Below are 14,446 nucleotides of genomic sequence, written 5' to 3' on the forward strand. Positions count from 1 at the left end.
CCGGATTCACGCTGGTCAAGGGCGATCTGAACGGCATCGTGCGGGCGCGCCGCCTGTCCCGGGCCACCATGCGCAATATCAGGCAGAACCTGTTCTTCGCCCTGGTCTACAACGCCGCCGGGGTGCCGGTCGCCGCTGGTATCTTGTATCCCTTCCTCGGCATCCTGGTGTCTCCCATGTTCGCCGCCGCGGCAATGAGCCTGTCGTCGATCTCGGTGATCAGTAACGCTTTGCGGCTGCGCAGGATCTCTATCTGACTCGAGGGAGCAAGAAATGCCAACTGAAACCAAAGTAAAAGATGTGGTGTGCGGCATGATGGTCGAGCCCGATAGTTATCGCTTCCGCTATCAGGGATAGTGACTATGCGTTCTGCTCAGCGCAATGTATCGAGCGTTTCGAGGCCCATCCGCACTTGTATGTTGGCACGCCGGGTCATCCCGCGCCGAAGAAACAGGGCGCTGGCCAAAATGGTTGGTCAATCTTGCGCTGTGGTTGAACAGACCATTTGGTGTGAGCATGGACTTGGCCAAGCGTCGTCCCAGGGATCACCAGCGGACGTCGCCGTGCGATTCCCATTGGCCCGGATGGCCAATGGATCTCCCTGGAAGACGCTACCCGTGCGTCGGCTGCTGTACGGCGGGGCTTATTTGCAGCCGCCAAGACCACCGCTTCGGGCTGTGACGCCGATACCGGGATGGCGTGCCAGAGTTCCATGACAAGTGTTACGTCCGCCGCTCACCAACAATTACAGGAATGTAATCCGGGCGTCAGCCTGCTGTGCGGGCAAATTACGCAGAATGCGCCACCCGACTCCTCGTGCCAGTTCAACCAACCTCCCGGAACAGAAGCCTGCCATGAAGCCATTTCGCCTCCTCCTCGCGCTTGCCCTCGTGTCGGCCGCCCAGGCATTCGCCCAGGACGCCCCGCGCGTCGAGGTTTTCAAGAGCGCGTCTTGCAGTTGCTGTGGCGGCTGGGTCGAGCATCTGCGCGAAAATGGTTTCGAGGTCAGCACCCACGATATCGAAGACGTACCAGCAAACCGCGAGAAGCTGGGCATGCCCGAGAAATTTGGCTCGTGCCATACGGCAACGGTCAACGGCTACGTGCTCGAGGGTCACGTGCCGGCCGCCGATATCAAGCGCTTGCTCAAGGAGAAGCCGCAGGCCCTGGGGCTCGCGGTGCCCGGAATGCCGGCCAGCTCGCCCGGGATGGGCGGCAGCCCGGTTCCCTACGACAGCTTGCTGGTCAACGGCAACGGTTCCAGCCGCGTTTTTGCCAAGCACTGAGCGACCGCAATCGATGCATAGCCGCACGCTCCGAGCCCTACCATGACGGCTGTGCGCTGGCCACGACGGCTGGCGGCTGGCCTCCTGCTCGCCGGGCTGCTGAGCTTGCCCGGACTGGCCGCTCCTGTGCAGGCGCAGGAAGGCAGCCTGGCGTTCTGGCTGGAACAGGCGTGGCTGAGAAATCCGCAGGCGAAGTCGCTGGACTCCCGCGAGGGCGAAGCACGCGCGGCGCAAGAAGTCGCTGCCGGTCTGACGCCGGAGCCGGGGTCGGTCAGCGTCGGCGCGCTCAACGACCAGCTCAACAGCAATCGCGGCAAACGCGAGGTCGCCGTCGAGCTGAACACTTACCTGTGGCTGCCGGGACAGAAGGCCGCGCGTGAAGCTGAGGCCGAGAGCCGTTTTGATGAAGTCGGCGCCAGGCGCAACGCGCTGCGCCTGGCGATCGCCGGCGAGCTGCGCGAGGCGTGGTGGACCCTGGCCGCCACGCGCAATACCGCCTCCCTGGCGGCACGGCGCCTGCAGACCGCGCGCGCCCTGGCCAGCGAAGTGCAGCGTCGCTACCAGGCCGGCGATCTGTCGCGGATCGACGCCAATCTCGCACAAATGGAAACGCAGGCGGCCGAAGCCGATTGGATCGATGCCGACAGCGCGCTATTGCAGGCCGAGCACGCCTTTCGTGCACTCACCGGGGCACCGGCGCCGTCGTCGATCAGCGTCGAACAGCCGGCGACACCAGACGCTGCTGGCGTCAGTCGCTTGTTGCCGGCGACGCACCCGCAACTGACCGCCGCCGCCGCCGCCTCGCGCAGCGCCCGGGCCAAGGTAAAAGTTGCCGAAGAGTCGCGCCGCGCCGCGCCGGAAGTGAGCTTGATCGCACTTCGCGAACGCGCCGACTTCAGCGAATCGTATTCGGACAGCGTCGGCATCCGACTGAAGATTCCCTTTTCTTCGGGTGCTCTGGTGCGCCGCGAAAGCTCGGCGGCACAGGCCGAGGCCGACCAGAGCGACGCTGAAATGCAGCGCGTCGAGAAGCGCATCGAGCTCGACGCCGCGCGCGCCCGACAAGCCTTGCAGGCCGCCGAACGGCAGTACGCACTCGCCGAACAGCGGCACACGCTGAGCGCCGACAGCCTGCGCCTGGCCGAAAAGAGCTTTGCCCTGGGCGAAGCCGACCTGGCGATGCTGCTGCGCATCCGCGCCGCCGCCTACGACGCCGACACTTTTCTAGGCCGCCAGCGGATTGCCCGCGCGGCGGCTATTTCGCGCCTCAATCAAACCCTGGGAGTGCTGCCGTGAGAGTGCTGTCGTGAAGCAGCTTCTGGCCACCGCCTTGCTGGTAATCGCGTTTTCGGCCTTTGGCCACGGTGGCGAAGATCACGGCGCACCGCCACCGGCGCTCAGCCAGAGCGTCGCGCCACGCGCGAGCGCCGCCACCGCCGACTTTGAAGTCGTTGCCGCGCTCGAAGACCAGAAATTGGTGGTCTATGTCGATCACTTCGCCAGCAACCAGCCGGTGACCGGTGCCAAGGTCGAGGTCGAGGGTGATCTGGCCGGTGCGCAGGGCGTCGCCAGCGAGACCTCACCCGGCACCTACGTCATCGCACTCGCCGCCAACTTTCCGGCGGCCAGACATCCGCTGACGATCAGCATCGAGAGCAGCGACAACGCCGACCTGCTATCGCTGCTGCTCGATACGTCGCAGCCGGCAAGTAGCGCCGCGGCGCACAGCCACGACTGGAGCGAGTGGACGGTATGGGTACTGGCCGCCGCGCTGCTGCTCGCCGGCGCCGCCCTGCTCGTGCTCCGGCGCCGCCGGCAACACCGATAATCTCCGAGAGGCCACCGACAATGAACTTTCGCCGCATTCTCGCTGCCGCGACGCTGGCTTGCCTGGCCAGTGCCGCGCTGGCGCATGGCGACGAGGATCACGGCCAGGTCACGCAAAAAGCAGCGTCGGCAAGCGCGGCAAAGGCAGGTGCCACGGCAAGCGTGCGCCACACCACGTCGCCGCAGCGCCTGCCCGACGGCAGCCTGTTCGTGCCCAAGCCGCTGCAGCGCCAGATCGGCGTGCGCAGCGAACAGGTCGTCATCGGTCCGCTCTCGGCTTCGATCGAACTCAACGGCCAGGTAATCGCCGACCCGGAGACCGGCGGTCGCGTGCAGGCGACGTTCGCCGGCAGTGTCGAACCCGGCCCCAAAGGCATGCCGGTTCCCGGCCGAAAAGTCACCAGGGGCGAGATCCTGGCGTACCTGCGCCCGGTCAGTAGTGCCATCGAACGGGGCAACCAGAAGGCGCAGCAGGCCGAGTTGGCGGGCCAATTGGCGATTGCCGACGCGCGCGTGCGACGGCTCGAGGAGCTCGAAGGCGCGGTGGCGCACAAGGAAATCGAAGCGGCGCGCATCGAACGCAGCGCGCTGCGCAAGCGCCTGGCCGCGACCAGCGCCAGCATCGACAGCGCCGAGCCCTTGCGCGCGCCGGTAACGGGCGTGATCAGCGCCAGCCGCCTGGTCGCCGGTCAGGTCGTCGATGCCAAGGAAATCCTCTTCGAGATCATCGACCCGTCACGCCTGGCGGTCGAGGCTCTGGCCTACCAGGCCGGCATCGGCGCGACGCTGATTTCGGCCAGCGCGCTGTCCGAGCAAGGCGCGCTGGAACTCGCTTTCGTCGGCGGCGGCCGACAGATGCGCGAACAGGCGCTGCCGCTGCTGTTCCGGATCGTCACGCCGAACTCGATGGTCGCCGTCGGGCAACCACTCAAGGTGATCGTTCGTACCGCGCACGAGATCGCCGGCGCCGCCGTGCCGCGTTCGGCGCTGACCCGCATCGGCGCCGGCGAGACGGCGGTCTGGGTGCATACCGACGCCGAACGTTTTGTCGCCCGCCGGGTGCACCCGCAGTCGCTCGATGCCAACAGGGTGGCGATTGTCGACGGCCTGCACGACGGCGATCGCGTGGTCGTCGAGGGCGCCGGCCTGTTATCGCAGGTACGCTGACATGTTCGAACTGATTATCCGCGTCAGCCTCAAGCAGCGGCTGATCGTCCTTGGCATCTCACTGTTGCTGATCATCTACGGCGCGATCACACTGCGCCAGATGCCGGTCGATGTCTTCCCCGACCTCAACAAGCCGACGGTGACGCTGATGACCGAGGCCGGCGGCATGGCGCCGGAGGAAGTCGAGCAGCTGGTGACTTTCCCGATCGAATCGGGGATGAACGGCATGCCGGGGGTGACGCGCGTGCGTTCGGTCTCGGGCATCGGCCTGTCGATCATTTATGTCGAATTCGAGTGGGGATCGGACATCTACCGCAACCGGCAGCAGATCGCCGAGCGCCTGAATCTGGTGCGCGATCAGTTGCCGCCGGGGATCGTCCCGCAGCTCGGGCCGATCTCGTCGATCATGGGCGAGATCCTGCTGATCGCCATCCCCGCCGACCCCGCCAGGGTCAGCCCGATGGCCGTTCGCGAGTACGCCGACTGGGTGATGCGGCCGCGACTGCTGACCATTCCCGGCGTCGCCCAGGTGATCCCCATCGGCGGCGAAGTGCGCCAGTACCGGGTTGAACTGCGTCCCGCACAGCTACAGGCGCTGGGCGTCGAACGCGAGAAACTGGAAGCCGCGCTGCGTGATTTCGGCGCCAACACCAGTGGTGGCTTCCTTGAAGTGCAGGGCCGCGAATATCTGATCCGCCAGATCGGCCGCAGCTCGCGCATCGAGGACCTGCAGAACCTGGTGGTGACCGTCCGAAATGGCCAGTCGATCGTCCTCAAGCAACTGGCCGACGTCAAGCTGGCGCCGGCGATCAAACGCGGTGACGGCAGTTTCCAGGGCAAGCCGGCGGTGATTCTGTCGGTGCAGAAGCAGCCGGCCGCCGACAGTGTGTCGCTCACCCGCGAAGTCGAGAAAGCCATCGACGAGCTCGCCAGGAGCCTGCCCGAAGGCATCGAAGCGCCGTCGTTCCTCTTCAAGCAGGCCGATTTCATCGAGCACTCGGTGAACAACGTCGCGGAGGCACTGCGCGATGGGGCGATCCTGGTTGCCGTAATCCTTTTCCTGTTTCTGCTCAACGTGCGCACGACGATTATCTCGCTGATGGCCATTCCGGTATCACTGCTGGCGACGGCGCTGGTCTTTCGCTACTTCGGCCTGTCGATCAACACCATGACCCTGGGCGGCCTGGCGATTGCCATCGGCGAGCTGGTTGATGATGCGGTGGTCGGCGTCGAGAACGTCTTGCGGCGCCTCAAGCTAAACCGCGCCGCCAGCACGCCACGGCCGGTGATCGAGGTGATCGCCGCCGCCACGCTGGAAGTGCGTTCGGCGATCGTCTACGCGACGGTGATCATCGTCCTGGTGTTCGTACCGCTGTTCGTCCTGCCGGGAATCGAGGGCCGTCTGTTCACGCCGCTCGGCGTCGCCTACATCGTCTCGATCCTGGCCAGCATGATCGTCTCGGTGACGCTGACGCCGGTGATGGCCTATTACCTCTTGCCACAAATGAAGCAACTGCACGCCGGCGACAGCCCGCTGGTGATCTGGCTCAAGCGCGCCGACGCGCGCCTCCTGCACTGGTCCTTCGCGCGTGCGCGCGGCCTGCTGTTCGGCGCGCTGCTGCTGGTGCTGCTCGTTGCGGCGAGCGTGCCGTTCTTCCCGCGTTCCTTCCTGCCGCCTTTCAACGAGGGCACGCTGACCGTCAATGTGCTGCTCAACCCGGGCACCTCGCTGAGCGAATCGAACCGCATCGGCACGCTCGCCGAGCAACTGGTCGCCGACGTTCCCGAGGTCACCAAGGTCGGCCGGCGGACCGGGCGCGCCGAACTCGACGAACACGCCGAGGGCGTGCACTACACCGAGATGGACGTCGATCTCAAGGCTTCCGATCGCGGCCGTGCCGAAATCATTGCCGACATCCGGCAGCGTCTCGGCACGCTGCCGGCGGCGTCCAACGTCGGGCAGCCGATCTCGCATCGGCTCGATCACCTGCTCTCGGGCGTCCGCGCCCAGATCGCGCTGAAGATCTACGGTGACGACCTCGACACCCTGCGCGGCCTGGCCGCCGATCTACGCGGACGGCTGGCGCAGATTGCCGGGGTGACCGACCTGCAGATCGAGAAGCAGGTGCTGATTCCACAGGTGAAAATCCACCTCGACTACGAGAAGGCGGCGCGCTACGGCGTCGCTCCCGGCAATCTGCTGCGCAGCCTCGAACAAATGATCGAGGGCGAGCGGATCACCGAGATCGTCGAGGGCAACCGCCGCTTCGACCTGCTGGTACGCCTGCCGGAAAGCGCGCGTGGGCCGCAGGCGCTGGCCGATCTGCTGATCGAGACACCGACCGGCCACGTACCGCTGTCGAAAGTCGCCGCCGTCGAGGAAAGCGATGGCCCGAACCAGGTCAGCCGCGAGAATTCACGGCGCCGCATCGTTCTTTCGGCCAACACCGACGGCCGCGACATGTCGCAGGTGATCGCCGACATCCGCAGCGAACTCGCCGCCAAACCGCTGCCCGACGGCTATTTCACCGCGCTCGAGGGCCAGTTCCAGGCGCAGGAACAGGCCGCGCAACTGATCAGCGTGCTCGCCACGATCTCGCTGACGATGATCTTCATGGTCCTCTACAGCCGCTACCGTTCGACCGCACTGACGCTGATCATCATGGGCAACATCCCGCTGGCGCTGGTCGGCAGTGTGATCGCGTTGTGGATTTCCGGGCAACCGCTGTCGGTCGCCGCACTCGTCGGTTTCATCACCCTGACCGGCATCGCCACCCGCAACGGCATCCTCAAGATCAGTCACTACATCAACCTGTGTGCCTTCGAGGGCGAGGCCTTCGGCCAGCACATGATCGTCCGCGGTTCGCTGGAGCGTCTGACACCGGTGCTGATGACCGCGCTGGTGGCGGCTTTCGCGCTGCTGCCGCTGCTGCTTTCGGCCGACGCACCGGGCAAGGAAGTGCTGCACCCGGTGGCGGTGGTGATCTTCGGCGGACTGATCAGTTCGACGCTGCTCGACAGCCTGCTGACGCCGCTGATGTTCTGGATGTGGGGCAAGCCGGCGCTGGAACGTCTGCTCGCTGCCCATGACAGTGAAAGTTTTTAAACCGCTTCTGAACCCATTGAACCCATTGCACCGATAAGGAGTTTCCCATGCCGCAGATCAAAGCCCTGATTCTCGCCGCTGCCACCAGCGCCTTCATGCTCGCCAGCCAGCCCTTGCTGGCACACTCCGACGAGCATCTTGATAGCCAGAAAGCCCCCAACGGCGGCCAGCTGCGCATGGCCGGGCCTTACCACTTCGAATTGGTGGTCGCCGGCGACGGCAAGGAGACCAAGGACAGCGCGCTCGTCGTCCATGTCAGCGACCACGTCGGCGCCAAGGTCGCCACGGCCGGCGCGACCGGTACGGCAACGATCCTCGCCGGCAAGAACAAGTCCACTGCGACGCTGACACCCGACGGCGACAATCGCATGAAAGGCACCGCAAAATACGCGTCGACACCCGACATGAAGGTCGTCGTCTCGATCACCCTGGCCGGCAAGGCGGCCGAGCAGGCGCGCTTTACGCCGCTGGCGGTGAGCCACTGAGATCGGTCGCGGCAGAAAACGGCTAGCGTCGGGGTCGCCTGAGAAAACGGAAAATAGAGCACGATACGAGAAAGCCGGCAAGAGCAGCTCCCTTGATCGTCAATCTGGAAACTCGCTCACGAAACAGGAAAAATCGTACGCCAAGGCCAGTTAACCGAGCTGCGTGTGCCGTTCATGCCGCGGCGTGCCGAACTGGCGGTTGTCAGGCCACCCTGGCGTAGCTCATCTCCTCGCTCGCCGGACCTGCCGCCGACGATGAAGCCCGGGCAAGCGGACAGCGCGACGTGCAATCGCCGGATTTTGGTCATCCTGTGAGCTTGATCGATGCGACAATTCATTCACGGCACAGAGGACAACGTGCGGTGGCCGAAACGTCGTCGCCGAACCCCACTGCAAGACCCGAATCGTTGCTTGCCGCCTGGATGTTTGTCCGCGTCGACGAGAGCCATGGTCGCTGCTATCCCGCAGCGGAGTGCGATGACCTGCGGCCTGCCGGGCCTTGCAACTTCGCATAAGGATGGATCATGGAACGCACCCAACGCATTGCCCGGATCAACGCCCTGCTCAGCCGCCCCCAGGGCGCGTCTCTCGCCCAGATCATGGGCCAACTGGAAGTCTCGGGCGCCACGGTCAATCGCGACCTCCAGATGATGCGCGACGAGATGAACGCACCCATCGCCTGGGATCGCGACGAGCGCGTGTATCGGCTCGAGCCCAATGGCAACGCCGGCCCGACCTACATGCTCCCGGGCCAATGGTTCACGCCGGCACAGGCCTATGCCTTTCTGACATTGAACAACATGGTCGAGAAGATTGCGCCCAATGTCTTTGGACCATTTCTCGAGCCGATGCGGGGTTTGCTGAAACAGATGCTTTACGACGCTCGCTTCGATCTCCACGGACTCGACCGCAAGATAGAGATCGACATGCCCAACATGCCTGCCATCGGCGATCTCGATTTCTCGAACCTCCTTGAGGCGCTGATCCATGAGCAGCCAGCGCGATTCGTCATCAAGACCTCTTCGGGCCTCGAACACACGCTGTCCGGCACACCCCAGAAGCTGCGCATCACAGCGTCGGGATGGAGCGTAGAGGTTCGACATTCATCGGCAGCTGAACCGGTCAGCGTCAACGTCGCGGATATCCAGAAGGTCATGTTGGCAACCGAGAGCAACGAGTGAGCAGCTGACCGGCCGGCCAGGTATCCCGGCCAAGCCACCGCGCCTTGGCAACTTGACTCTCTCATCTGGTGAGGCAGCGATGGCTCAAGCTCGCCTGACCGCTTCGACTGGAGATTCATGATGAACGATACCCACCGCACTACCCTGCAACTCCAGCCGGCAGGCGCGACGCAAGAGGTGGCCGGCGAACTGCCGATTCCCATCTTTTACAGCCCGGCCATGGTTGCCGACAGCGAAAGCTTCTCGCCCAGCGCGGGAAAGCCCGCCCTGGTCATCGAATCCTGGCAATCCCTGGGCCTGCCGCTTCAGATCCGTGCGCCACAGCCGCTCAGCGTCGAACAGTTTGGTGTGATCCATGACCCCGAGTTCGTCGCCGACGTGCTCGGCGGCCGGCGCGCCAACGGCTTCCGCAACACCTCACCCGCCGTGGCCGCCACCCTGCCCTGGACCAGCGGCGCCATGCTCGCCGCAGCTCGCGAGGCCCTGACCAACCGCGTTGGTGCAATTGCGCCCTGCTCCGGCTTCCATCATGCGGGCTTTGCCTTCGCCGGTGGCTTCTGCACCTTCAACGGCCTGATGGTCACTGCGGCGACCCTGCTCGCCGAGGGGCGAGTCAGCAAGGTCGGCATCCTTGACTTCGACCAGCACTGGGGCAACGGCACGCACGACATCATCGAGCGTCTGCATCTGGAGAGCCAGGTCCTGCATTACAGCCCGACCGGGGACTTCGGCCGCCCGGCGCGGGCGGAGGCTTTTCTTACGTGTATCCCGGCGCTGCTTGATCGCTTCCAGGGCTGCGACCTGATGCTCTATCAGGCCGGGGCCGACCCCCACATCAACGACCCCCTGGGCGGCTGGCTGACCACCGACCAGCTTTGGCGGCGCGACCGGATGGTGTTCGACGGGCTGCACCAGCGCCGCATCCCCGTCGCCTGGAACCTGGCCGGGGGCTACCAGCGCGATGGCGCGGGCAGCATTCGCCCGGTGCTGGACATTGACGACAACACGCTCGTCGCCTTTGTCGAGGCTTATGGCCGGGCATCCATTGCCGAGGCGCCATTCCTGGGCCAGGAGGCTGCCTGAGGTGGTCGCCATTCAGCCCGAGCGTCCGGCCCGGAAGGCGGCGATCTCGCCCTGCGCACCCGTGCGATCGCGCTTGAGGAGTATCGCTACGTGGCTTCGACGACCACGTCGAGTGTCCAGCGGCGCATCGTGCCTGGTCGACTTCGAGCGGATCCAGGCGGTGGCGGAGGGCTTCGGCGTCAACAAGTGAGGAAACACGGTCAGGTTCTGGCACGAAACACGGTTTGATCCACCGCCTGCAGAGGAAACGGATCGGGCGGATTTGATCCGGATTGCGCGCCCGCCCTATCGGCAGAGTCGCTAAACAGGAGATTGAAATGGATCGACGTAAATTCACAAAAATCGCAGCGGCGCTGGCCGGCCTGCTTGCTGCACCGTTCCGCGTATCTGCCGCGAGTCATCAGCTTCCCGGCCAGCAAGAAGGCCCGCCGCCGAAGATCACCCGTCTGCGGATCGGCACCTGGCAGACCGCAGACCTGCGACGAGCCAACCGCATCGCCTGCGAAGCCGGCCAGCCCCAGCCCTGGCCTGACCCGCCGGACGACAAAAACAACTACTGGGCCGAAGTCATCAAGGATGGCGACCGGCACCTCTATCGGGTTGGCGAAACCGCGGTCGAAATCAGCGACCATGAGTACGAGCGCGTGTTGGCCAATCCCAATACGTACTACTTCTCGCAAACCTTGAAGGTGCACGTCAGGCTCGAGCGCAAACGCGACGGAATGCCTGCACTGCTCTAACGCACAAAGGCCGGAAGAGCAGCCTCCTGGCGGCTTTTTCATCTCCGCCAAGCGCTTCCGGGGACATGTTCGTGCGGTTCACTTTTTCTGGTGGCTCATCCTGCGAGCCTGCCGCTGGCTATCCTGTACTCATCTGCCGGCAATGGCGCCGGACGAACAGGAGACCCGATGCCCGACACCAACATCCCCCAGATTCTCATCCAGCCGCTCAAGCCGGCGCTGATCGCTGGCGTAGGCCAGAAGCTGCCGGTCCTGATCCGCGTTCAGGCGCCCGATCCGGTGGCCAGCGAAAAGAAGGCGCGCAGGCCCTATCACCTCGCCCTGGTCATCGACCGTTCCGGCTCGATGTCCGGACAGCCGCTGGCTGAAGCCGTGCGCTGTGCCAAGCACATCGCCGACCAGCTGGAGCCGACCGACGTCGCCGCGCTGGTGGTCTTCGATGAGCACGTACAGACCCTCGTCCCGGCCCGCGCGGTCGGTGACCGCACGGCGCTGCATCTGGCGCTGTCGCGTGTTCATAGCGGCGGCACAACCAACCTGCACGGCGGCTGGCAGGCGGGTGCCGACGAATTGTTGCCCGATGCCGGCCAGGCAGCGCTGGCGCGCGTCATCCTGCTTTCCGACGGCAATGCCAATGTCGGCGAGATCACGGACACCGACGCGATCGCCACCCTCTGCGCGCAAGCAGCCGAGCGCGGCGTCACCACCTCGACCTATGGCCTGGGACGCGACTTCAACGAGGAGCTGATGGTCGACATGGCCAAACGCGGCGGCGGCAACCACTACTACGGCGACACCGCCGCCGACCTCTTCGAGCCTTTCGCCGAGGAGTTCGATTTCATCTCGGCCCTTTGTGCCCGCAACCTCCGCCTGTCGCTGGCGACCGCGCCGGGCGTCACTATCCGCCTGCTCAACGACTATCCGGTCGACGGCGATACCGGCATTCCGGTGATCCGTCTGCCCGATATCGCCTTCGGCGCCGAGGCCTGGGCGCTGGTCGAACTGGAGATCCCGGCCGGCCTCGCCATCGACGGCGCCAGGCAACTCCTGCAAGCAGCCGTCACCGCGTCGACGCCGGAAGGCAAGCCGCTGGCCTTCGCCGACACCACGTTGACGTTGCCCGCCATGCCGGTGGCGGCCTGGGAGGCCCTGCTGACCGATCCGCTGGTGGTCGCCCGCCAGGCCGAACTGGCTGCCGGCAAGCTGCTGGAAGAGGCGCGCGCAGCGGCCGAACACGGCGACTGGAACACCGTCGATCGCCTGCTCGCCGAGGCCCGCCAGCGCTTCGCCGACCAGCCCTGGGTGATCGAGGTGCTGCAGAGCATGGCCGAACTCGCCCGCTCGATGGACACCGCCCGCTGCCGCAAGGAAGCGCTGTACTCATCGCGCAAGATGCGGTCACGGATTTCAGCGAAGGAGGAAGCGCTCGACAGCCTGATGATGGAAGCCGGTGCGCCGAGCTTCCTGCGTCGCAAGACGGCGCAAGGCAAGGCGCAGTTCGACAAGCCGGAGGATTCGCAGAAATAGTGGGATTCGGGTGGTCAACTGCGACAGGACGATAATCGCGGGCGGCTCTCCGGCACTTCCGGCCGCAAGCGGAACAAAGCCGGTGCCCAACCGCCCAGACGGATTTCGCGCGCGCTGGCGACGTTGATCGCCTCCAGCGGCAGCGCGACTTCGATGAGTTTTTTCTTGTAGGTCATGGAGTGTTCTGGCGGAACGATTCTTCTCGATAGCCTCGAACGACTTGCTGGCCAACCCGATTCATGGGGCGCCTTCCAGCAGGTGGGCCACTCCATTGCGAACGCTGGCCGCATCGGTAGCCGAGAGTTTTCCGAGTTCGCCGCGTACCAGCCGATGATCGAGCGTGAACAACTTGAAGCGCACCAGGGAGGGTGCCGGCAAGCCGGCGGCGTTCAGGTCCACAATCGGGCAGTCGAGCGGCCACGGGGCGTTGCCCTGCGAGGTAATCATGGCCATCACCGAATGACCTGCCGGCGCGTTGAAGCTGGCGGCGTCGGAGAGCACCAGCGCCGGGCGGTTCTTGCTGGCGTTGCGGTCGGTGAAGGGGAACGGCACGCGCAGCACCGTGAAACGCTCAAAGCTCACGATAGGCTTCCTCGTCGGCGCTGCCCGACCATTCGGAGAGCGTGCCTTCGACGGCGCGCAGGTATTCGATGTCCAGCGGTTGCACGCGGCGCACGGTGGCCGTGCCGTCGGTGCCAACTTCCCAGGCGATCAGATCGCCGGGCGCAACATGCAGCGCGGCGCGCACGTTTTGCGGGATGGTGGTCTGGCCCTTGGCAGTGATCTTGGCAACGGCGAGCATTTCATTCTCCAGTAAGGATTGCATTACTTTCTTACTTTACAGCGAGCATTCGCCTGAATCAAGCGAGCAGCCGGTAGGTTTGGCGCGGTCCCTCGGCGCGTACCAGAAATCCAGCAAAGTCGTAATCGACGGTGACGGCGTTGAAGTCGGGCTCGCGCTGGAATGGCTGGTGCAGGTAGTGCACCTTGTGCGTTTCGGCATCGAGAAACTCGACAATGGCGAGAATGAAGTCCTCCGGCTTGTTGAGCGAACAGAGAATCTCGTTGCGAGTGACGGTGATCGTCGGCGCGCCGGACACGCGGCCCTTGACCTCGATGAAGCGCAGCTTGCCAGTGCCCGGGATGCAGCTTTCGATGTTCATGACCACGGCACGAGCGCGGGCGGCGCCGATCTGGTCTGGGTGTCGGCGGAGTGGTGGGCGTGGCTGTTGTCTGGCCGGTCATGACCTTGATTTGATCAGGCCGATCGGAACCCCCAGCACCACGGCTGGCAACGGCGAAATCTGCGCTGCGAGCTTGAGGTCTCCGAAGCGCTTTTGCAGCTGACCCTGCAGCAGGTCGGCACGCTTGCGGGCTTCGCCCGAATTGAGCTTGGCGCTGGGCCTGCTAGCAGCCGACATGGTCGCCCCTTGGCTTGCCAAGGATTCAATTGGTGACGGTTTGAAGGGTAAAGATTGCCGCCATGCATTCGGACTTTGATCGAGGCGATGCCTCTGTCCCTGATGGAATTTGCTGGTCGATGCCTCATCAGTCGGACGCGCTCGAAGCGCGAGGCTGCTATCAGGTGGAATCGACCACGATCTTACCTGTCTTGCCATCACGTCATGATCGCCTGAGCAATCGGTGGGGGTTACTCCTCTACAAAAAGCGCTGGTGCTGCGATATCGCAGGGTTGTCGTTTGCCACCACTGGCGTGCTGCTTGGGACCAATCCCAGCCAGGCCGCCAGTTGCCGTCCATTCTCTAAACTCTTCGCATCCCCGATTGATGCCACCAGCGCGCTCGCCGTGATCGGACCGATACCCGGGACCTGTGCGAGCTTCCTACTACCCTCGTTTTCCCGTGCCAGCTCTGGATCTTGACCTCCAGTTCTCCCATTTGACGGTCGAGTGTCACTGGCGACCGCGCCCGGCGTCACTATCCGCCTGCTCAACGACTATCCGGTCGACGGCGATATCGGCATTCCGGAGATCCGTCTGCCCGATATCGCCTTCGGCGCCGAGGCCTGGGCGCTGGTCGAACTG

Annotated in this window: 15 protein-coding genes and 2 pseudogenes; 11 read left to right on the forward strand and 6 right to left on the reverse strand. The window is 64.7% G+C overall.

Annotated elements, in window-relative coordinates; genetic code table 11:
• The 11 genes and pseudogenes from RUW20_RS05205 to RUW20_RS05255 form a co-directional block, all read left to right on the forward strand.
• Positions 1-257: pseudogene (locus RUW20_RS05205) on the forward strand (heavy metal translocating P-type ATPase); the annotation flags it as partial.
• A gap of 597 nt (positions 258-854) precedes the next feature.
• Positions 855-1,286: a DUF411 domain-containing protein gene (locus tag RUW20_RS05210; protein ID WP_313951136.1), complete on the forward strand. Its 432-nt coding sequence runs from the start codon at positions 855-857 to the stop codon at positions 1,284-1,286.
• Positions 1,287-1,328: 42 nt separating this feature from the next.
• Positions 1,329-2,582 (forward strand): TolC family protein, encoded by a 1,254-nt coding sequence (locus RUW20_RS05215; protein WP_313951137.1) that lies wholly within the window; start codon positions 1,329-1,331, stop codon positions 2,580-2,582.
• 10 nt (positions 2,583-2,592) lie between these two features.
• On the forward strand, positions 2,593-3,114 hold the full coding sequence (locus RUW20_RS05220) for an LPXTG cell wall anchor domain-containing protein (protein WP_313951138.1): 522 nt from the start codon (positions 2,593-2,595) through the stop codon (positions 3,112-3,114).
• Positions 3,115-3,134: 20 nt separating this feature from the next.
• Positions 3,135-4,280: an HlyD family efflux transporter periplasmic adaptor subunit gene (locus RUW20_RS05225; protein ID WP_313951139.1), complete on the forward strand. Its 1,146-nt coding sequence runs from the start codon at positions 3,135-3,137 to the stop codon at positions 4,278-4,280.
• A 1-nt stretch (position 4,281) separates the two neighbouring features.
• Complete coding sequence (locus RUW20_RS05230) at positions 4,282-7,386, forward strand: efflux RND transporter permease subunit (protein ID WP_313951140.1); 3,105 nt, start codon at positions 4,282-4,284, stop codon at positions 7,384-7,386.
• Positions 7,387-7,433: 47 nt separating this feature from the next.
• Positions 7,434-7,871, forward strand: coding sequence for a hypothetical protein (locus RUW20_RS05235; protein ID WP_313951141.1), 438 nt, complete (start codon positions 7,434-7,436; stop codon positions 7,869-7,871).
• A gap of 524 nt (positions 7,872-8,395) precedes the next feature.
• Positions 8,396-9,052, forward strand: a complete 657-nt coding sequence (locus tag RUW20_RS05240) for a hypothetical protein (protein ID WP_313951142.1) — start codon at positions 8,396-8,398, stop codon at positions 9,050-9,052.
• Between the two features lie 177 nt (positions 9,053-9,229).
• Entirely contained in the window at positions 9,230-10,135 is a 906-nt protein-coding gene (locus RUW20_RS05245; protein ID WP_313951143.1) for a hypothetical protein, read from the forward strand.
• A 317-nt stretch (positions 10,136-10,452) separates the two neighbouring features.
• On the forward strand, positions 10,453-10,875 hold the full coding sequence (locus tag RUW20_RS05250; protein WP_313951144.1) for a hypothetical protein: 423 nt from the start codon (positions 10,453-10,455) through the stop codon (positions 10,873-10,875).
• Between the two features lie 168 nt (positions 10,876-11,043).
• Positions 11,044-12,402, forward strand: coding sequence for a vWA domain-containing protein (locus RUW20_RS05255; RefSeq protein WP_313951145.1), 1,359 nt, complete (start codon positions 11,044-11,046; stop codon positions 12,400-12,402).
• Between the two features lie 14 nt (positions 12,403-12,416).
• Here RUW20_RS05255 and RUW20_RS05260 read toward each other — a convergent pair whose 3' ends face one another.
• The 6 genes and pseudogenes from RUW20_RS05260 to RUW20_RS05285 form a co-directional block, all read right to left on the reverse strand.
• Positions 12,417-12,578 carry a hypothetical protein gene (locus RUW20_RS05260; RefSeq protein ID WP_313951146.1) on the reverse strand — a complete coding sequence of 54 codons (162 nt, stop codon included), beginning with the start codon at positions 12,576-12,578 and terminating at the stop codon, positions 12,417-12,419.
• A 61-nt stretch (positions 12,579-12,639) separates the two neighbouring features.
• On the reverse strand, positions 12,640-12,984 hold the full coding sequence (locus RUW20_RS05265) for a type II toxin-antitoxin system PemK/MazF family toxin (protein ID WP_313951147.1): 345 nt from the start codon (positions 12,982-12,984) through the stop codon (positions 12,640-12,642).
• Entirely contained in the window at positions 12,974-13,204 is a 231-nt protein-coding gene (locus RUW20_RS05270) for an AbrB/MazE/SpoVT family DNA-binding domain-containing protein (protein ID WP_313951148.1), read from the reverse strand. The genes RUW20_RS05265 and RUW20_RS05270 overlap by 11 nt, the downstream gene beginning before the upstream one ends.
• 58 nt (positions 13,205-13,262) lie before the next feature.
• Positions 13,263-13,565, reverse strand: a complete 303-nt coding sequence (locus tag RUW20_RS05275; protein ID WP_313951149.1) for a DUF3883 domain-containing protein — start codon at positions 13,563-13,565, stop codon at positions 13,263-13,265.
• A 78-nt stretch (positions 13,566-13,643) separates the two neighbouring features.
• Positions 13,644-14,021 (reverse strand): hypothetical protein, encoded by a 378-nt coding sequence (locus RUW20_RS05280; RefSeq protein WP_313951150.1) that lies wholly within the window; start codon positions 14,019-14,021, stop codon positions 13,644-13,646.
• An 80-nt stretch (positions 14,022-14,101) separates the two neighbouring features.
• Positions 14,102-14,312: pseudogene (locus tag RUW20_RS05285) on the reverse strand (transposase); the annotation flags it as partial.
• Between the last annotated feature and the right edge of the window lie 134 nt (positions 14,313-14,446).

Source organism: Accumulibacter sp. (genome assembly GCF_032229525.1).
Lineage (GTDB): Bacteria > Pseudomonadota > Gammaproteobacteria > Burkholderiales > Rhodocyclaceae > Accumulibacter.

Coding starts and splice junctions, on each gene's coding strand:
- RUW20_RS05255 (WP_313951145.1), top strand. CDS start 11,044: ATGCCCGACACCAACATCCCCCAGATTCTCATCCAGCCGCTCAAGCCG.
- RUW20_RS05270 (WP_313951148.1), bottom strand. CDS start 13,204: ATGCTCGCCGTTGCCAAGATCACTGCCAAGGGCCAGACCACCATCCCG.
- RUW20_RS05250 (WP_313951144.1), top strand. CDS start 10,453: ATGGATCGACGTAAATTCACAAAAATCGCAGCGGCGCTGGCCGGCCTG.
- RUW20_RS05280 (WP_313951150.1), bottom strand. CDS start 14,021: ATGGCAAGACAGGTAAGATCGTGGTCGATTCCACCTGATAGCAGCCTC.
- RUW20_RS05230 (WP_313951140.1), top strand. CDS start 4,282: ATGTTCGAACTGATTATCCGCGTCAGCCTCAAGCAGCGGCTGATCGTC.
- RUW20_RS05240 (WP_313951142.1), top strand. CDS start 8,396: ATGGAACGCACCCAACGCATTGCCCGGATCAACGCCCTGCTCAGCCGC.
- RUW20_RS05235 (WP_313951141.1), top strand. CDS start 7,434: ATGCCGCAGATCAAAGCCCTGATTCTCGCCGCTGCCACCAGCGCCTTC.
- RUW20_RS05275 (WP_313951149.1), bottom strand. CDS start 13,565: ATGAACATCGAAAGCTGCATCCCGGGCACTGGCAAGCTGCGCTTCATC.
- RUW20_RS05210 (WP_313951136.1), top strand. CDS start 855: ATGAAGCCATTTCGCCTCCTCCTCGCGCTTGCCCTCGTGTCGGCCGCC.
- RUW20_RS05260 (WP_313951146.1), bottom strand. CDS start 12,578: ATGACCTACAAGAAAAAACTCATCGAAGTCGCGCTGCCGCTGGAGGCG.
- RUW20_RS05215 (WP_313951137.1), top strand. CDS start 1,329: ATGACGGCTGTGCGCTGGCCACGACGGCTGGCGGCTGGCCTCCTGCTC.
- RUW20_RS05225 (WP_313951139.1), top strand. CDS start 3,135: ATGAACTTTCGCCGCATTCTCGCTGCCGCGACGCTGGCTTGCCTGGCC.